This window comes from Bacillus sp. Y3 (genome assembly GCF_008123875.1).
In the GTDB taxonomy this organism is placed as follows: Bacteria; Bacillota; Bacilli; order Bacillales; family Bacillaceae; genus Bacillus; species Bacillus altitudinis.
Map to the genome: position 1 here is coordinate 293868 of NZ_VSSC01000003.1, position 17242 is coordinate 311109.

Annotated in this window: 20 protein-coding genes; 4 read left to right on the forward strand and 16 right to left on the reverse strand. The window is 41.8% G+C overall.

Translation table 11 applies throughout. The features are described 5' to 3' along the window. Positions 1-140: 140 nt before the first annotated feature. Together gndA and FXF70_RS06505 are read right to left on the reverse strand one after the other, a co-directional pair. Positions 141-1550, reverse strand: a complete 1410-nt coding sequence (gene gndA / locus FXF70_RS06500; RefSeq protein ID WP_007501118.1) for an NADP-dependent phosphogluconate dehydrogenase — start codon at positions 1548-1550, stop codon at positions 141-143. Between the two features lie 98 nt (positions 1551-1648). Next, positions 1649-2905, reverse strand: a complete 1257-nt coding sequence (locus FXF70_RS06505) for a DNA polymerase IV (protein ID WP_148780012.1) — start codon at positions 2903-2905, stop codon at positions 1649-1651. A 120-nt stretch (positions 2906-3025) separates the two neighbouring features. On the opposite strand from FXF70_RS06505, the gene FXF70_RS06510 reads away from it, so the two are divergent. Beyond that, on the forward strand, positions 3026-3307 hold the full coding sequence (locus FXF70_RS06510) for a hypothetical protein (protein WP_008342247.1): 282 nt from the start codon (positions 3026-3028) through the stop codon (positions 3305-3307). Positions 3308-3332: 25 nt separating this feature from the next. Then, the gene (locus FXF70_RS06515; RefSeq protein WP_007501121.1) at positions 3333-4151 is read left to right on the forward strand and encodes a membrane protein insertase YidC; all 819 of its coding nucleotides are present in this window, start codon (positions 3333-3335) and stop codon (positions 4149-4151) included. 126 nt (positions 4152-4277) lie between these two features. Here the strand turns inward: FXF70_RS06515 and FXF70_RS06520 are convergent, their stop codons facing one another. From FXF70_RS06520 to mce, 4 genes are read right to left on the reverse strand one after another with little or no spacing between them, the layout of a single operon-like run. Further along, complete coding sequence (locus FXF70_RS06520; protein ID WP_148780013.1) at positions 4278-4742, reverse strand: chemotaxis protein CheW; 465 nt, start codon at positions 4740-4742, stop codon at positions 4278-4280. 14 nt (positions 4743-4756) lie between these two features. Further along, a complete protein-coding gene (locus tag FXF70_RS06525; protein ID WP_148780014.1) occupies positions 4757-5878 on the reverse strand; it encodes a tripeptidase T in 1122 nt (373 codons plus the stop codon). 16 nt (positions 5879-5894) lie between these two features. Continuing rightward, complete coding sequence (locus FXF70_RS06530) at positions 5895-7358, reverse strand: acyl-CoA carboxylase subunit beta (RefSeq protein WP_148780015.1); 1464 nt, start codon at positions 7356-7358, stop codon at positions 5895-5897. Next, on the reverse strand, positions 7351-7773 hold the full coding sequence (gene mce, locus FXF70_RS06535; protein ID WP_113747202.1) for a methylmalonyl-CoA epimerase: 423 nt from the start codon (positions 7771-7773) through the stop codon (positions 7351-7353). Before mce ends, FXF70_RS06530 begins: the two co-directional genes overlap by 8 nt. 101 nt (positions 7774-7874) lie before the next feature. Between mce and prli42 the strand changes: the two genes are divergently transcribed. Continuing rightward, entirely contained in the window at positions 7875-7967 is a 93-nt protein-coding gene (prli42, locus tag FXF70_RS06540; protein WP_017357951.1) for a stressosome-associated protein Prli42, read from the forward strand. A gap of 39 nt (positions 7968-8006) precedes the next feature. Here the strand turns inward: prli42 and FXF70_RS06545 are convergent, their stop codons facing one another. The 6 genes from FXF70_RS06545 to FXF70_RS06570 all read right to left on the reverse strand — a co-directional run bounded on the left by FXF70_RS06545 (position 8007) and on the right by FXF70_RS06570 (position 12527). Continuing rightward, complete coding sequence (locus FXF70_RS06545; RefSeq protein ID WP_008342241.1) at positions 8007-8516, reverse strand: L,D-transpeptidase; 510 nt, start codon at positions 8514-8516, stop codon at positions 8007-8009. Positions 8517-8568: 52 nt separating this feature from the next. Further along, a complete protein-coding gene (locus FXF70_RS06550) occupies positions 8569-9522 on the reverse strand; it encodes an aromatic acid exporter family protein (protein WP_007501130.1) in 954 nt (317 codons plus the stop codon). Positions 9523-9633: 111 nt separating this feature from the next. Next, entirely contained in the window at positions 9634-10356 is a 723-nt protein-coding gene (gene artM, locus FXF70_RS06555) for an arginine ABC transporter ATP-binding protein ArtM (RefSeq protein ID WP_017357952.1), read from the reverse strand. Next, positions 10349-11002 (reverse strand): arginine ABC transporter permease ArtQ, encoded by a 654-nt coding sequence (gene artQ / locus FXF70_RS06560; RefSeq protein WP_008342239.1) that lies wholly within the window; start codon positions 11000-11002, stop codon positions 10349-10351. Before artQ ends, artM begins: the two co-directional genes overlap by 8 nt. 126 nt (positions 11003-11128) lie before the next feature. After that, positions 11129-11893: a transporter substrate-binding domain-containing protein gene (locus FXF70_RS06565; RefSeq protein ID WP_017357953.1), complete on the reverse strand. Its 765-nt coding sequence runs from the start codon at positions 11891-11893 to the stop codon at positions 11129-11131. A gap of 196 nt (positions 11894-12089) precedes the next feature. Beyond that, positions 12090-12527, reverse strand: a complete 438-nt coding sequence (locus tag FXF70_RS06570) for a BrxA/BrxB family bacilliredoxin (protein WP_148780016.1) — start codon at positions 12525-12527, stop codon at positions 12090-12092. A 167-nt stretch (positions 12528-12694) separates the two neighbouring features. Here FXF70_RS06570 and FXF70_RS06575 point away from each other — a divergent pair, with 167 nt between their 5' ends. Continuing rightward, on the forward strand, positions 12695-13588 hold the full coding sequence (locus tag FXF70_RS06575) for a YegS/Rv2252/BmrU family lipid kinase (protein ID WP_048001399.1): 894 nt from the start codon (positions 12695-12697) through the stop codon (positions 13586-13588). 14 nt (positions 13589-13602) lie between these two features. Here FXF70_RS06575 and FXF70_RS06580 read toward each other — a convergent pair whose 3' ends face one another. The 4 genes from FXF70_RS06580 to FXF70_RS06595 all read right to left on the reverse strand — a co-directional run bounded on the left by FXF70_RS06580 (position 13603) and on the right by FXF70_RS06595 (position 17229). Next, positions 13603-13896, reverse strand: a complete 294-nt coding sequence (locus tag FXF70_RS06580) for a YesK family protein (protein WP_008342236.1) — start codon at positions 13894-13896, stop codon at positions 13603-13605. A 68-nt stretch (positions 13897-13964) separates the two neighbouring features. Continuing rightward, complete coding sequence (locus tag FXF70_RS06585; protein ID WP_148780017.1) at positions 13965-15221, reverse strand: dihydrolipoamide acetyltransferase family protein; 1257 nt, start codon at positions 15219-15221, stop codon at positions 13965-13967. A 19-nt stretch (positions 15222-15240) separates the two neighbouring features. Then, the gene (locus FXF70_RS06590) at positions 15241-16224 is read right to left on the reverse strand and encodes an alpha-ketoacid dehydrogenase subunit beta (RefSeq protein WP_148780018.1); all 984 of its coding nucleotides are present in this window, start codon (positions 16222-16224) and stop codon (positions 15241-15243) included. A gap of 12 nt (positions 16225-16236) precedes the next feature. Beyond that, positions 16237-17229 carry a thiamine pyrophosphate-dependent dehydrogenase E1 component subunit alpha gene (locus tag FXF70_RS06595; RefSeq protein ID WP_017367570.1) on the reverse strand — a complete coding sequence of 331 codons (993 nt, stop codon included), beginning with the start codon at positions 17227-17229 and terminating at the stop codon, positions 16237-16239. Between the last annotated feature and the right edge of the window lie 13 nt (positions 17230-17242).

Sequence of the window (17242 nt, forward strand, 5' to 3'; positions counted from 1 at the left end):
AAACCCTCGCATTCGGTGTCAGTCCTGCAAAGGTTTTCTATCACGCTAAAAAGAAGACAAAGGGCTAAAATCAAGTTCATTTTAGCCCTTTGTCAACAATCTAAGACCTTACCAAGGTAAGGTCTTTTGAGGTTTTATACTTATTTCATCCATTCAGTATGGAAGACGCCTTCTTTATCTGTACGCTCATACGTATGTGCGCCGAAGTAGTCACGCTGTGCTTGAATTAAGTTAGCTGGAAGGACAGCTGTACGATAGCTATCAAAGTAAGCAAGTGCACTTGAGAATGAAGGAACAGGAACACCTTGTTCTACTGCAAGTGAAATCACTTTACGAAGTGATGATTGATAGCTTTCTACGATATCCTTGAAGTAAGGATCAAGCAATAGGTTTTTCAATTCAGGGTTACGGTCATATGCTTCTTTGATTTGCTGCAGGAAGGCTGCACGAATGATACATCCACCGCGGAAGATCATCGCAATTTCACCGTATTTCAAATCCCAGTTATACTCATCAGACGCTGCTTTCATTTGCGCAAAACCTTGTGCATATGAGCAGATTTTACTCATGAATAGGGCTTTTCTAACCGCTTCGATCAGCTCTTGTTTATTCTCTGCGGATTGCGCTGGCTTAGGACCTTCAATTAATTGACTTGCTTCAACACGCTCATCTTTCATTGCTGAAATGTAACGCGCGAAAACAGATTCAGTAATGATTGGAAGCGGAACACCTAGATCAAGAGAGCTTTGGCTCGTCCATTTCCCAGTTCCTTTTTGTCCAGCTTTATCTAAGATCACATCCACAAGCGGCTGGTTTGTTTCCTCATCCACTTTTGTGAAAATGTCAGCTGTGATTTCGATTAAGTAGCTGTCAAGTTCGCCTTTATTCCACTCCGAAAATACTTCATGAAGCTCATCTGCTGATAAACCAGCGACATGCTTCAAGATAAAGTATGATTCAGAGATCAATTGCATGTCTCCGTACTCGATACCGTTATGAACCATTTTGACATAATGTCCTGCTCCATCTGGACCGATATACGTTGTACAAGGCTCACCATCTACTTTCGCAGAGATGGCTTCTAAAATTGGTTTCACTAGCTCGTGCGCTTCTTTTTGACCGCCAGGCATGATAGAAGGACCTTTAAGTGCGCCTTCTTCACCGCCAGAAACACCTGTACCAATGAAGTGAATACCACTTTCCGCAAGCTCTTGGTTACGTCTTTGTGTATCCTTGTAATATGTATTTCCACCATCAATTAAAATGTCACCTTTCTCTAGGTGAGGCAGTAATGATTGAATGGTTGCATCTGTTGCTGCACCTGCTTTTACCATTAAAAGAATTTTACGCGGCGTTTCAAGCGATTGAACAAATTCTTCAATGCTGTATGTGCCTACAACGTTTTTCCCTTGTGATTCTTGAAGAAACTCTTCTGTTTTGCTGCTAGATCTGTTATAAACGGACACGGAGAAACCGCGGCTTTCAATATTTAGGGCAAGGTTTTTCCCCATAACGGCTAGTCCAACGACACCGATTTGTTGTTTTGACATAATTCTGACGTCCCTTCTAACACACTATATTGATTACTGCTGAAATGATGTACCCTTTGAAATTACCACAACATCACCTCTTTTATCAAGTTTTCAGGCTAGTCATTTCCTCTTTCGTCTTGAAAAAAGTCTTTATTAAAACTTGTACCACTTGTTTTGCTCTCTTTTTCCTTAATGGTCACTCCTCTTTGAATGAGTGGTTTACCGTATTTTTCTTTCAGTCCGTCTAAAAGAGATTGGAGCGGTTCGTCTTTTGCATCTTCTGTATAAGAGAATAAATCAAGCTGCTTGACGGCTGATTTTCGTTCCACAAGATCGGTCCCCGTCACGCCTAAAAGTCTTACTGGCTGGTCATTCCAATGCTTTAGGAATAGCTGCTTTGCCGCCTCAAATAGATCTTCCTTTCGATCAGTTGGATTCGTGAGTGTGACGCTCCGTGTGATATTTTTCCAGCTTGCATACCGAATCATAATGAGCAGCCGGTTTGCCATCACTTCTTTTCTTCGTAATCTGGCACTCACCGATTGCGACAGTTTCTCTATTAATGAGATGAGTTCATCTGTATCATCAGAATCGTGAGGAAGAGTGGAAGAATTTCCGACAGATTTAAATTCGTATATTCTTTCTGGGTCGACAATGCCGTCATGCTCTCCGTTTGCCTTTTGCTTTAACCTCGGTCCATTGATGCCTAATAACTCTTTCAGCGCATATTCATTCGCTTTCGCTAAATCTTCAATTGTATGAATTCCAATGGTTTTCAGCTTATCTGCCGTTTTCTGTCCAACCCCATGCATGTCACCTGCAGGGAGCGGCCAGAGCATTGTCGGGACATCTCGTTTACGCAAAATGGTAATGCCCATTGGCTTTTTCCAATTAGACGCCATCTTCGCTAGAAATTTATTTGGTGCAATGCCAATACTCGAAGGAAGCATGAGCTCTTCTACTAGCCTCGTTTGAATATCATGAGCGGTTTTCACGGCATGCTCAGCATAAGGTGTATCGGTTAAATCAATATAGCCTTCATCAATTGAAACGGGTTCAACTAAGTCACTATATTCTCTTAGTATGGTAAACATTTCTTGTGAGGAGCTGCGGTACCGGTCAAAGTTGGGTGTACGCACAATCAGTCCCGGATATAGCCGCTTCGCTTCCCAGAGTGGCATCGGCGGCTTCACCCCGAGTGCTCTTGCCTCGTAGCTGCAGGTCACAACAATCCCTTTGCGTTCTTTTGCATTTCCGCTAATGGCTAAAGGTTTCCCTCTCAAAGAAGGATCATACGCCATTTCTACCGATGCATAAAAACTATTCATATCAATATGAAAAATGATTCGCCCCTTCTTTTGAGAATCAGCCATTCGCTTGCCTCCTTAGGTGATCTACTTTCCTTCACTTCACCGCGATTTCACCTGTTTGTTCCATTAGACATTTCATATGGTGTATAGTACACTGTGAGTAATGAAATGGATGTGATAATCATGATTATTGATACATTCAATGAAGTCTTTTTCCTTGTTGAATTCTTTACGATTATTCTTCCAGCGCTGACCGCCATCGGTATTGCCTTCTTATTAAAAGACTGCCGAATGAACGAGCACCTCGGAGGGCATCGTTTAGAAGAGTTGGATGCATCTTGTTTGAATCGAACAGACTTTCTGTTTATCATATATGATCGCATTACAACTTGGATTAGTAAAGTCATTCGAATGAAAAGATCATCAAATGATGATGAAGACCATTCGCTTCCTCTCTCTTATTAGATTTTATTATTGAGGAGGAAACGAATTGAAACGTTTATTGACTATTTGTACGACTTTATTTTTGATGATGGTAGCGTCACCGGCATTTGCTGCCAGTGCGCAAACAAATACAAGCTCTGATGGGTTTTTCCATCATTATTTTGTTCAGCCTTTTTCTGAGTTGATTATCTGGCTTGCGAACTTTTTCCATGATGACTACGGTTTATCTATTATGTTCGTGACATTGATTGTCCGGCTGCTTATTTTCCCGCTTTTTGCAAACCAATTTAAAAAGCAAAGAGTGATGCAAGAGAAAATGGCACTCGTTAAACCTCAGATTGACCAAATACAAAGCAAATTGAAAAAAACGAAAGAACCTGAAAAACAAAAAGAACTGCAAATGGAAATGATGAAAGTATATAAAGACAACAATGTGAACCCGCTGGCAATGGGCTGTCTGCCGATGCTGATTCAAATCCCAATTGTTCTTGGCTTTTACTCAGCAATCCGCTCAACACCTGAGATCGCAACACATTCGTTCTTATGGTTTAACTTAGGACAAACTGATCTTTTGGTGGCGATCTTTGCAGGGGCCATGTATTTCTTGCAATTTTATGTCACACAAAAATTCGCAAAACAATCAGGCACCCAAACAGAAGCTGCACTGAAACAAGCAAAAATCATGGGCATGATTTTCCCAGTCATGATGCTGTTTCTATCAATTAATGCTCCCGCTGCTCTTCCTTTATATTGGATGACAAGTGGACTTTTACTCACCATTCAAACGATTATTTTAAATGTGATGTACCAAAAATCAAAAACAAAAGCTGCGGCAAACGATTCAATTAACCCAGCAGCTGAATAAATGATAGCCCCCTTACCGGAACATGATAAGGGGGCTTTATTTGTCTTCTGTAGAGCGCAACAAATAAAAGATGCGTGAGCTCCGGCACGCAAAATGACCCCTTATCCATGGATAAGGGGCCTTTGTTTATGCCAATTCCTCTTTCAATCGCTCAGGCAATTGATCAAGATCCTCAATTTTCCCTAGAAACTTATTAGGGTCCACTTGTAAAATCATCTTGTTCTCTCTCTCAACGACGCCGAAGAAATATTCAGATGCTTTTGTGTTCATATGAAATGGCTTGATCTCACTTAACTCGATATCAATGATATCTTTTGCATCAGAAACAAGGCAGCCAATCATTTGATCGTTTAATTCAAATAGTAGAACCTTAGACTGTTCGGTTACATCCAGAGGTTTTCCGTGCAGCATGACACCTGTGTCACTGACTGGAATGACCTCTCCTCTTAACGACATGAGTCCTTTAATCTCTATTGGAAGGTTCGATACTTCTTGTAAATAAGGGACCTTCTCAATTGAGCGTATATGTTCTACGCTGATACCAAAATCCTCTTGTCCCACTTGGAAAATAATGATCTTTTGCGTGCTCACAGAGTCTCCTGCCTTTACGATGGATTTGTCGTTTCTTCGATAATGGCGAGAACCATTTCAGCTGTCTTGACTAATTCTTCAATCGGCATTTTCTCATTTTTCGTATGAATATCTTCATATCCAACAGCTAGGTTGACGGTCGGGATGCCGTTTCCAGCAATGACGTTTGCATCACTGCCTCCCCCGCTTGTCTGTAGTTCTGAAGGACGGCCAATTTTCGCAGCCGCTTTTTTCGCCACTTCAACGACTTGATCGCCGTGTGAGAATTTAAAGCCTGGATACATGATGTCAATTTGTACATCGGCACTTCCGCCCATTTCTTTAGCGGTTTTTTCAAAGGCTTCTTTCATTTTCGCTACTTGCGCTTCCATTTTTGCCGGTTCTAAAGAACGTGCCTCTGCCAGAATATCCACTTGATCACAGACAATATTCGTTTGTGTTCCGCCTTCAAAGCGGCCGATATTCGCCGTTGTTTCTTCATCAATACGGCCAAGCGGCATGCTGGCGATCGCTTTTGATGCAATCGTAATCGCAGAGACGCCTTTTTCAGGTGCCACACCTGCGTGAGCTGTTTTTCCGTAAATGGTTGCACGTACTTTCGCCTGTGTTGGCGCAGCCACGATAATGGTACCGACCTTGCCATCTGAATCAAGGGCATAACCATATTTTGCTGTCATCATTTTCGGATCTAACGCTTTTGCTCCTACAAGTCCTGATTCTTCACCAGCTGTAATGACAAATTCAATCTTGCCATGCGGTACATTTTTCTCTTTTAGGACACGGATCGCTTCAAACATTGCAGCAAGCCCTGTTTTATCGTCAGCACCAAGAATGGTTGTGCCATCTGTCTTGACATAGCCGTCTTCAATGACTGGCTTAACACCATTACCTGGTACAACTGTATCCATATGAGAAGTAAAATAAATCGTATCTGCCTCTTGATTCCCTTCAAGTGTGCAAATAAGATTGCCTGCTCCATGGCCGGTTGTCTCTTTTGAATCATCTTCGACTACATTAAGCCCTAAACCAGTAAATTTCTCTTTTAGGACTTCAACAATTTTTTCTTCATGTTTCGTTTCTGAATCGATTTGAACAAGTTCTAAAAATTCGTCTAATAAGCGTTTCTCATTGATCATGATGATGTTCCTCCTCTTATAGCGGCATGTTTCCATGCTTTTTTAACGGTCTATCTTCTTCCTTACTGCGAAGCAGGTCAAATGAGCGAATGAGCCGCTCTCTCGTTTCATCTGGCATTAAAATATCGTCGATTAATCCTAATTGTGCTGCCTTCATGACACTAGGTTCATTGTCCACCTCACGCAAAGCAGGATGAACAATTTCGTCTGCAAATGCTTTTCCCATGACATCAATTTCTGCCTCTGGCCATGCATACACAAAGTCAGCACCTAAGCCCTTACTATTCATCGCAACGTATGCACCGCCAAATGCCTTTCGCAAAATCACAGTGATCTTTGGAACGGTCGCCTCAGCGTACGCATACAGAAGCTTTGCGCCGTGGCGGATAATGCCTGCATGCTCGGCTTTCTCCCCTGGCAAAAATCCAGGAACGTCCACAAGGGTTAAAATGGGAATATGAAATGCATCGCAAAATCGAATAAACCGAGCCGCTTTATCAGCAGCATCGAGGTCAAGGCTTCCTGCCAGCACCTTAGGCTGATTGGCTACAAGACCAATGGAAGATCCTTGTAATCTGGCAAAACCTGTGACGATATTTTTGGAGAAACAACGCTGCGTTTCAAAAAATGAGCCGTGGTCGGTGATCGCTGTCACCACTTGTTTGACATCATAAGTGCGTGATGGCTCCTTTGGCAAGATGTTCCCAAGATCGCTTGCATCATGCTTTTGCACCTTACGATGAATGACAGGCCGTCGTTTCGTTGGTATGTACGTTAAAAGCGTTCGAACTGCTTTTAACACGTCTCTCTCATCTTTCCCTGTATAGTGCACATTCCCGCTTGTTTGATGCTGAACTGCTGCACCTCCAAGCCGGTCAGGACAGACCGTCTCTCCTGTTGCTTTTTCTATCACTTTCGGACCAGTTAAAAACATATGAGCTGTTTGCTCCGTCATGAAAACAAAATCCGTCAATGCAGGTGAATAAACTGCACCTCCCGCACAGGAGCCTAAAATAACGGATATTTGCGGAATTTGACCAGAGTACAGCACATTCCGTTTAAAAATCTGACCATATCCCTCTAATGATACCACACCCTCTTGAATTCTCGCACCACCTGAGTCTTTTAGACCGATAACAGGCATTTGATTTTTAGCCGCCAAATCCATTAAAGCCGCTATTTTTTTCGCATGCATGTCCCCTAGCGAACCCCCGTACACGGTCGCATCTTGTGCATATACACCTACTTGTCTCCCATGAATCAGTCCCGTCCCAGTGACAACGCCATCCCCTAAATGCTCTGAGCGGCAGCCTTTAGCAAATGACTGAATTTCCATAAAGCTGCCTTCATCAAGAAGTTCATGAAGCCGCTGCCGAACAGTCAGCTTTCCTTTGTTTCGGTGAGCCGCTGCTCGTTTTTCACCGCCGCCCCTTAAAGCTTTCTCGCGCCATTCAGACAAGTCATTGAACGATTCATGCATCTTCCTGTTTCTCTCCTTTCAAAGGTTCACACAATTCAATTAGCACACCTGACGTTTCTTTTGGTGAAATAAACGCGATGCGCTTTCCGTTCGCACCATTTTGTGCGCCCTTTTGAATGAGTTGCATGCCGAGCTCGTCAAGTTGACTGAGATCAGCCTGAATGTCACCTGACTTTAATGCAATATGATGAAGCCCCTCTCCTCTTTTTGTTAAAAAGGTATGTAATGTGCTGTGATCCGACATCGGTTCAATCAACTCAATGTGCAGATCACCTAGGGAAGCAAAAGATACTTTGACCCCTTGATTTGGAAGTACTTCTATGTCTGAAAATTCCCAGTTAAACAGCCTAGAGAACGTACGTGCTGTTTTATGAATTGAAAAAACGGCAATGGCTATATGATCGATTTGATTCATCCGTTCACTTCCTTTGTACATCACTTGTCGCCTGCGTAAAAACGAGCTAGAATAAAGAAAGGTGCGCTCGTCGCAAAAACATTTGATTATAGGGGTGCGATATGTCTCAGAAATTCATGAAATTTATGGTATTGCTCATGATTAGCTTACTGTTAATTTCTTCACTTTTAGCAGGAGCGGCAGCCTTTTTATAAAGTGTTGATAAAAAAGCAGACAAGCAGGTGATTCGTTTTTTAACGAATGGCCTGTTTGTCTTTGGCCAGTTTTTCAAATGCATCGCTTGATGTCGTGATCCATACCTTTGTACCAACTGGAAGCTGATCAAATAGCCGTTCTACATCTTGATTATGAAGACGAACACAGCCTGCCGTAATAAATTTCCCTATCGATGTCTCATCACTTGTTCCATGAATGCCATAGGTTCTCCCGTCGGTTCCTCGCGCATCAAATCCAATCCACCTTCGGCCGAGTGGGTTATTCTTCGCACCGCCTTCAATATTTTTTCTTCTGTAATAAGGATCTTTCGCTTTGATCATAATCGTAAATTCACCTTCTGGCGTTAAATCAGCTGTTTTGCCAGTAGAAGCCGGGTAGACTTTTTGAATTTTTCCATGATCAATATACGCAAGCTCGTTTGTTTGTTTATTAATAATGACATACGGGTCTCCTGGAAGCGGGTTTTGCCCGAGCGGCCAGATGGGTGAAAGGGACATGGTCAGCACAGTATAAAATAAAAGACGCATAGGCTCCTCCTTTTTCATTAGATTGACCAATGAAGGAGGAACTCATGCGTCTTTATTCTTTCATCCCTTTAAAATAACTTTTAAGCACCAAATATTGTTCCATTTCTCCGAGAAAATGAAAGAGTGCGGCTCTAGCTTCAAATTCTTCACGTGTTTGTGGAAGCGGCAGTGCATCGAACTCTTCTTTCATATCAATCAGGCGTCTTAAGAACTTATGCGCCGTGTTCCCTGGGTGAATATGTTCTCGTAAATCTCTAATATATTCTGCAATGATTTGCCCATGCTCCGTTGTAACAGAAATGGACGTAATTTTCGGAAGCACCCGCTCAATGATTTCAAATTGCTTTTGTCTCATGTTGAAATAATGATAATACAGATTTTCATGTCTTAAGACATGATTTTCAACATCACGGTATGCAAGAGCTTTCGCTTCTTTAATCAATTGATGCGTCTCTGGAATTTCTTTTCCTGTCCAGTCTTGTTTTCCGGTCATTAAATATTGCTCGATTTCTTCAAAGATTTTCGCAAAATTCGCTTCAATTTGTTCACTGTATTGTTTCAGCTTTTTATCAACGCTAGGCATATACAGGTTCATAATGAGTGCGACCCCTACACCAATGGTGATGAGTAAAAGCTCATTCCAGATGAGATGAAGCGTAATGCCTCCAGACATATACAAATGAAGGATAATCACTGAACTTGTGACAATCCCTTCTTTAATCCGAAGCAAGACCGTTGTTGGAATAAAGACGAGCAGCATCAGTCCAATGACGAAAGGATGATACCCAATCAGATCAAAAAACAAATAAGAAAATAAGATGGCAAGACTGCATGCGGCAAAGCGGGCCCCAGATGCGAGGAGTGACCTTTTTTTCGTCACCTGAATACATAGGATCGTAATAATGCCGGCAGCTGAATAGTTTTGCAGACCGAGCATTTGTGCAATGTAAATGGCTAGAGCTGTTCCTAATGCTGTTTTCAGCGTTCGGTAGCCGATTTTAAACATGATGTGATTCACTCTTTTCTGTCTACTTTTGTGAAATGATGAACTTTTTTTACTTTCCCCATTATAATCAAAAAAAGAAGGAGATGTTAAGTCTCCTCCTCGTTTTTTTCATTATAATATTTTTTGTAAGAAATCTTGAGCACGCTGTGAAGACGGAGATTCAAAGAATTCTACAGGATTGGCATCCTCTACAATTTTCCCATCATCCATAAAGATCACACGGTCTGCTACTTCTTTTGCAAAGCCCATTTCATGTGTGACGATCATCAGCGTCATCCCAGATTGAGCGAGCTCTTTCATGACCTCTAATACTTCCTTTACCATTTCTGGATCAAGAGCAGACGTCGGCTCGTCAAAAAGCATGATGTCTGGTGTCATCGCAAGGGCACGTGCAATGGCGACACGCTGCTTTTGACCACCTGACAGCCGGTTCGGATAATCATCTTTTTTCTCTAAAAGTCCAACCTTTTTTAAAAGCTCCTCTGCCTGCTTGATGCTGTCTTCCTTCGATTGGTTCTTTACATTCATTGGCGCATACGTAATATTTTCTAGCACTGTTTTGTGCGGGAATAAGTGGAAATGTTGAAACACCATACCAATATTCTCGCGCACTTTTAGTGCATTTGTTTTTGGATTGGTAATTTCCGTCCCCTGAATCGTAATCACTCCAGAAGTCGGTTTTTCAAGTAAGTTAATACAGCGAAGAAATGTTGATTTTCCTGAACCAGATGGCCCGATGACAGCTACCACTTCGCCTTCTTTAATCGTGGTATCAATCCCTTTCAACACTTCATTTTTACCGAAAGATTTTGTGAGTTTCTCTATTTTAATCATTTGATTTTAACTTCCTTTCCACCGATTTGCCGACGAAGGTAAGAATAAGCACGATGACATAATAGATGAGACCCGCAAAAATTAGCGGTTCAAGATAGTTATAGGTGACAGCACCTGCTTGATAGGCTCGTCTCATGACATCGCCAAGTCCAATGACTGTGACAATCGCTGATTCTTTTGTCAGTGTAATCGTTTCGTTCACAAGTGCTGGTGAAATATTTTTGAATGCTTGCGGAAGCAATAAGTCCTTCATCATTTTAGCATACGGGATACCTAAAGCAACGGCCGCTTCTTTTTGCCCTTTATCAATGGCATTGATTCCTGCACGAATGATTTCAGATACGTACGCCGCCGAGTTTAGTGAAAAGGCGGCTACAGCTGCCCAGTATTGATCAATTTGAAAGCCGAGCAGCTGAGGAAGACCAAAATAAATAATCAAAAGCTGAAGCACAAGCGGTGTGCCTCGGAAGATTGACGTATAAAAATCGGCTAGCCAGATAAGTGGCTTAAATACACTAATTTTACAGAGCGTTAATAAGATTCCTAAAATAAAACCAAGAAACAGTGATACCACAACAATAGAAAGCGTTACTTTAAGACCTTCTAAAATAAAGGGCATCTGAGGTATGACATCTTTAAAATCCATCATGATATTCTCCTTTTTTTCCATCAGATAAAATCAAAGAATAAACAGGAAAAAAGTTCAACACATGTTGAACTTTTCAGCGCTTTCTACTTGATTTTCATGAATGACGCTGATCCTTTTCCTGACTTACTTTTCATCAGCAAACCATTTTTTAATGAGTTTATCAAGTTCGCCATTATCCTTCATTTCTTTTAATGATTTATTGAATTTTGCTGTTAAGTCGCTATTTTTTTTGAACGCAATGGCTGAACCTTCGTTTGAGCTATTCAATCCAAATGCTTGGAAATCTTTTTCCTTTTTCAAGTAGCCAGCCGCTACTTTATCTTCAATAATAGCTGCATCAAAACGGCCTGCTTTAATTTCTTGAATGATATCAGAGATTTTATTACGATCTTCAACCGTTAAGTTATATTTCTTTTGCAATCCGTTTGCTTCATCTTGCTGGATAGAACCTAATTGAACGCCAACCGTTTTGTCTTTTAAATCTTTCTCTGTTTTCATACCGCTAGATTTTTTTGATACAACCAAGTTTTCAGCATTGTAGTAAACATCTGAGAAATCAACTTGTTTTTTACGCTTTTCAGTAGGTGTCATGCCTGCAAGCACAATATCAGCTTTATTTGTTTTAAGAGCTGACACGAGGCTTGCAAAGTCCATATCTTGAATTTCTAGCTTATAGCCGTTCTTTTTCGCTAGAGCTGTAGCAAGGTCGACATCAAAACCGATAATTTTATCACCGTCTTTTGATTCAAATGGCGGATAATCTGCTGAAGTCGCCATAATGAGTGTTTTGTCGTCTCCTGATGCGTTTGAATTATTAGAAGAAGTTCCGCATGCTGCTAGTGCAGCTGCAAGACCAGCTGTCATAAGTAATAATAACCACTTTTTCATATGATAATGCCTCCTAGTATTTAAAATCATGAGTAGATTTGAATATTTATTCACTATAATGTATTTTAAACACTTTCTTTTTGATATGCAATAGTATTTTGCTAAAATTATTTTGATTCTTATGTCATGTAAAACAAAAAAACAGACCGATCAAAAGACCGGACTGCCTTTAAATGATTCATTCAAAAGTAACATGTTACACTTCTTCGCAATACTCATCGAAAGCGGCTTGAAGTTTTGACACCACTTCCATCGGTTCATGTCCTTCGATTTCGTGACGTTCGACCATTTTAATGATTTTCCCGTCTTTTAATAGAGCAAATGATGGTGAAGATGGCGGGAAGCCTTCAAAGTATTCACGTGCTCTTGCGGTTGCTTCTTTGTCCTGTCCAGCAAACACTGTGAGCAATTGATCTGGACGCTTATCGTAATGAACAGAATAACCAGCCGCTGGTCTAGCAATACCGCCTGCACAGCCGCACACTGAATTCACCATGACAAGTGTCGTTCCTTTTTTCGTCAGCGCTTCATCGACTTCTTTAGCTGTTGTCAGTTCCGTATAACCTGCCTGTTTAATCTCTTCTCGTGCTTGTTTCACAATATCATTCATAAATAAATTAAAATCAATATTCATAACCGTCCACTCCTTCTACGTACCAAACCATTTTAACTACATCATATCAAGGAAAACGCCGGCGGGCAAATGTCTTGTTTCGCCCCCTTCACTTTTTTCAAACGTCGTTTATGACCTGTGGAATTGGGGAAAAGTGATAGTAAAGTGATGAAAGGGAGAACTGCGTGATGGCACAATTCAAAAAAGCGATACTCATTTATAACGGAAATGCTGGACAAAAAAACATGGAAAAAACACTAGGTCAAACAGTGCCTCTTCTTTCTTTACATATTGATGAACTCATCCTTAAGCCTACAAAACAGCCGAATGATGCCTATCATTTCTGCCGTGAGATGGATGAGTCGGTTGAATTGCTGATTATACTAGGTGGAGACGGAACCGTCCATGAATGTATGAATGGAATTGGCGGTTTAGAAAAAAGGCCAGCTGTAGCGATCTTACCTGGCGGGACGTGCAATGACTTTTCTAGAACGCTGGGCATCCCTCAGCAGATGCCAAAGGCCGCTCAAATGGTGATAGATGGCACTGAAAAAAAGGTCGATTTAATCAAAGCAGAGGATCGATACCTTTTAAATTTTTGGGGGATTGGTCTCATCGCAGATACCTCAAACAATATTAATGATAAAGAAAAAGCTGTCCTCGGAAAAATCAGCTACTTCACGAGCGCTCTTCGAACCCTTCAGCAGACAGAACCTTTCTATGTACGCATTGAAACGGAAGAGGAAAACTGGGAAGAAGAAGCTGTGATTGTCCTTGTCATGAATGGGCACTTTATCGGTACAAATAAAATAGATCTGCCAAATGCTTCAATTGATGATGGAAAAGTCGAAATTTTAATTTGCAGAAATACGAGTTTCTCTGCTTTAAAAGAGATTTTTTCAATGAACCGTGAAGAGCTAGAGGATTTTAAAGGTGACCTGTCTCTTATACAAGCATCCAGCATTCATATTCATACTAAAGAGGAAATGGATGCAGATACAGATGGAGAAGTATACATGACCGCTCCTTCTTCCCTTGAAGTATTAAAACAGCATTTGACCTTTATCGTTCCAGCAGAATAAAGAAAACGCCTGCATCATTTCGATGCGGGCGTTTTTTTGATATAACGTCTGTATAAATATTCAAGTGCATACCCTAGCAGTGTACCTATCAGAAGGGAAATGCCTAATAAACTATTGGCGACTCCTTTAAATCCACCTATCATCAACAAGCAATAGGCGATTTGAATGATTGAAACGATCGATATGATGAGCAGTAAGCGTTCAGGATGATTGCGTGATTTGGAAATATACCGAAGAAAAGCGAACGCAATGGCTGTGATAAACATCAGACCGATCGTAAGAAAAGCAAAAAAATCTAGTCCAGACATCTCATGGCTCCTTTCTGATTGATATGGAAATCCCCCTCTCATTGTGAGAAGGGGACATATAAATGAGCTTAATAGACGGACGTCTCTTCGTCAATGCCTTCAAGAATTTGTTTAATTCTTTGCAGGAATCTACCGCATACAAGACCATCGAGTACTCTATGATCTAACGAAAGACAAAGATTCACCATATCTCTTGCGGCAATCATACCATTTACAATCATCGGGCGCTTTACAATAGATTCTACTTGTAAAATGGCTGCTTGCGGATAGTTAATGATCCCCATTGATTGAACCGAACCAAATGATCCTGTGTTGTTCACAGTGAAAGTGCCGCCTTCCATGTCACTTTGCTTCAGTTTGCCTTGTCTGACCTTGAAAGCAAGTTCATGAATTTCTTTGGCGATTCCCTTAATCGTTTTCTCATCCGCATCTTTAATCACTGGGACAAAAAGAGCGTCATCTGTCGCAACAGCAATGGAGACATTGATCGCTTTCTTTTGAACAATTTTATCACCAGCCCACATGCTGTTCATTTCAGGGAATTCCTTTAAGGCCTGAGCCACTGCTTTGACAAAGAACGCAAAGAACGTCAAATTAAAGCCTTCTTTTGCTTTGAATTGATCTTTTAGCTGATTTCTTCTTGTCACAAGGTTTGTCACATCCACTTCCATCATCGTCCAGGCATGTGGAATTTCATGCTTGCTTCTTAGCATGTTTGCGGCAATCGCCTGTCTAATCGGAGTGACCGGCAGTTCAACATCTCCAGGCATTGAAGGGATGGAAGGAGCTGCTTTTCCTTGTGTCGACTGAGCAGGCTCTTTTTGACTTGTTCTTTCACTAGCAGGTGCTGCTGTTTCTTTTGCGCCTCCACTTTCGATAAGCTTCAGCAAATCTTTTCTTGTGATTCTGCCGCCAGCTCCCGTTCCTTGAACAGTCGCTAAATCAATTCCGTGCTCATCTGCTAAACGCAGGACTGCCGGAGAGTATCGTTTCTTTTGACTCTGATCCACATTTGTTTGGTCAGGCTCTGGTGCTTCATCTTGCGTAGGCGCCTCTTCTATTTTCGCACTCTGCTGCGCACTGCCTTCTACTTCAATTTCACAAAACACTTCTCCTACTTGAAGTGTATCACCCTCTGCAGCCGCTAGTTTAGTGATTGTTCCTGTATAGGATGACGGAACTTCTGCATTTACTTTATCTGTCATGACTTCCGCAATCGGATCGTATTTATTCACATGATCGCCAGGTGAAACGAGCCATTTGCTAATGGTTCCTTCTGTTACACTTTCACCAAGCTGAGGCATTTTCATTTGTTCAGTTGCCACTTTGAAACCCTCCTCTTTCTTAAAACGCCGCTAGTTCTCTCATTTCAGCTTCTACCTTATCCGGATTAACCATGAAGAATTTCTCCATTGTCGGTGCATAAGGCATTGCAGGGATATCAGGTCCTGCTAGACGTTTAATTGGCGCATCTAATTCAAACAAGCAGTGCTCTGAAATGATGGCAGCTACTTCACTCATGATGCTTCCTTCTTTTGTATCTTCTGTTAACAAGAGTACTTTCCCTGTTTTTGATGCCGCTTCAATAATCGCTTCTTGATCAAGCGGGTACACTGTACGTAAATCGAGAATATGAGCAGAAATTCCGTCCTTCGCAAGGCGCTCTGCTGCTTGGAGGGCAAAATGAACACAAAGGCCATATGTAATGACCGTAATGTCATCGCCTTCTCGTTTCACATCCGCTTTTCCAATAGGGAGCGTATAATCCTCTTCAGGCACTTCTCCTTTAATGAGACGGTATGCACGTTTGTGTTCAAAGAACAATACAGGATCTGGATCACGCACTGCGGCTTTTAACAACCCTTTGACATCATAAGGTGTAGAAGGCATCACAATCTTTAAGCCTGGCTGATTGGCAAAAATGGCTTCGACAGATTGTGAATGATAAAGCGCCCCGTGTACGCCGCCCCCGTAAGGAGCACGAATGACCATTGGGCAGCTCCAATCATTATTGGAACGATATCTAATTTTTGCAGCCTCTGAAATGATTTGGTTGATGGCTGGCATAATAAAATCCGCAAATTGCATCTCCGCGATCGGACGCATTCCATACATAGCAGCCCCAATACCTACACCTGCAATCGCTGATTCGGCAAGAGGTGTATCCATGACGCGCGCTTCTCCAAATTGCTCGTAAAGACCCGCTGTTGCTTTAAATACGCCGCCTTTTTTCCCGACATCCTCTCCGAGCACAAACACTTTCGGATCTCGCTCCATTTCTTCTTTCATCGCTAGTGTAATAGCGTCTATATATGACATAACAGGCATTTTTCTTCCCCCTTACTCCGCATACACGTAACGAAGTGCGCTTTCTGCATCGGCATAAGCTGCGTTTTCCGCTTCATCAGTGGCTTCGTTTACGATTTGCATGATTTCTTTTGTCATCTCTTCTTTCATTTCAGAAGTCATGACATTTCCTTCGATTAAGTACGTTTCATATTGAATGAGCGGATCTTTCTTTCTTGCTTCGAGCACTTCTTCTTTTTCTCGATAGCTAGAATCATCGTCATCACTTGAATGCGCAGTTAACCGGTAAGAAATGGTTTCGATCAATGTTGGGCCTTCGCCTCTTGCCGCACGGTCTCTCGCTTCTTTGACCGCTGCATACACTTCAAGCGGATCATTTCCATCAACCGTCACACCCGGCATTCCGTACCCTATTGCACGATCTGAAATACGCTCACATGCCACTTGTTTGTCATACGGGACAGAAATCGCATACTTATTGTTTTCACACATGAAAATAACAGGCAGCTTATGCACCGCAGCAAAGTTGGCGCCCTCGTGAAAGTCTCCTTGGTTTGAAGAGCCTTCACCGAACGTGACAAAGCTAACAAAATTCTTTTGCTCTAGACGCCCGGCAAGTGCGATGCCAACCGCATGAGGAACCTGTGTTGTCACAGGTGATGATCCAGTCACAATTCGGTTTGATCTTTGCCCAAAATGACCTGGCATCTGTCTCCCGCCTGAGTTTGGATCGTCTTTTTTCGCAAAACCAGACATCATTAAATCTTTCGCCGTCATCCCGAATGCAAGGACAACCCCCATATCACGGTAATAAGGTAAAACGTAATCCTCTTCCCTATTGAGGGCAAAAGCGGCACCGACTTGCTGCGCTTCCTGTCCTTGACAAGAGATGACGAATGGAATTTTTCCAGAACGGTTTAAAAGCCACATCCGTTCATCAATTTTTCTTGCTAAAAGCATGGTTCTATATATGTCAATCGCTTGTTCATCTGATAATCCTAATTCCTGATGACGCATGTTACTCATCATGTTTCCCTCC

Bases quoted from the DNA above. Each gene is read 5' to 3' on its own strand.
- gndA (WP_007501118.1), bottom strand. From the start codon at position 1,550: ATGTCAAAACAACAAATCGGTGTCGTTGGACTAGCCGTTATGGGGAAA.
- FXF70_RS06505 (WP_148780012.1), bottom strand. From the start codon at position 2,905: ATGGCTGATTCTCAAAAGAAGGGGCGAATCATTTTTCATATTGATATG.
- FXF70_RS06510 (WP_008342247.1), top strand. From the start codon at position 3,026: ATGATTATTGATACATTCAATGAAGTCTTTTTCCTTGTTGAATTCTTT.
- FXF70_RS06525 (WP_148780014.1), bottom strand. From the start codon at position 5,878: ATGATCAATGAGAAACGCTTATTAGACGAATTTTTAGAACTTGTTCAA.
- FXF70_RS06530 (WP_148780015.1), bottom strand. From the start codon at position 7,358: ATGCATGAATCGTTCAATGACTTGTCTGAATGGCGCGAGAAAGCTTTA.
- mce (WP_113747202.1), bottom strand. From the start codon at position 7,773: ATGAATCAAATCGATCATATAGCCATTGCCGTTTTTTCAATTCATAAA.
- prli42 (WP_017357951.1), top strand. From the start codon at position 7,875: ATGTCTCAGAAATTCATGAAATTTATGGTATTGCTCATGATTAGCTTA.
- FXF70_RS06545 (WP_008342241.1), bottom strand. From the start codon at position 8,516: ATGCGTCTTTTATTTTATACTGTGCTGACCATGTCCCTTTCACCCATC.
- FXF70_RS06550 (WP_007501130.1), bottom strand. From the start codon at position 9,522: ATGTTTAAAATCGGCTACCGAACGCTGAAAACAGCATTAGGAACAGCT.
- artM (WP_017357952.1), bottom strand. From the start codon at position 10,356: ATGATTAAAATAGAGAAACTCACAAAATCTTTCGGTAAAAATGAAGTG.
- artQ (WP_008342239.1), bottom strand. From the start codon at position 11,002: ATGGATTTTAAAGATGTCATACCTCAGATGCCCTTTATTTTAGAAGGT.
- FXF70_RS06565 (WP_017357953.1), bottom strand. From the start codon at position 11,893: ATGAAAAAGTGGTTATTATTACTTATGACAGCTGGTCTTGCAGCTGCA.
- FXF70_RS06570 (WP_148780016.1), bottom strand. From the start codon at position 12,527: ATGAATATTGATTTTAATTTATTTATGAATGATATTGTGAAACAAGCA.
- FXF70_RS06575 (WP_048001399.1), top strand. From the start codon at position 12,695: ATGGCACAATTCAAAAAAGCGATACTCATTTATAACGGAAATGCTGGA.
- FXF70_RS06580 (WP_008342236.1), bottom strand. From the start codon at position 13,896: ATGTCTGGACTAGATTTTTTTGCTTTTCTTACGATCGGTCTGATGTTT.
- FXF70_RS06590 (WP_148780018.1), bottom strand. From the start codon at position 16,224: ATGCCTGTTATGTCATATATAGACGCTATTACACTAGCGATGAAAGAA.
- FXF70_RS06595 (WP_017367570.1), bottom strand. From the start codon at position 17,229: ATGAGTAACATGCGTCATCAGGAATTAGGATTATCAGATGAACAAGCG.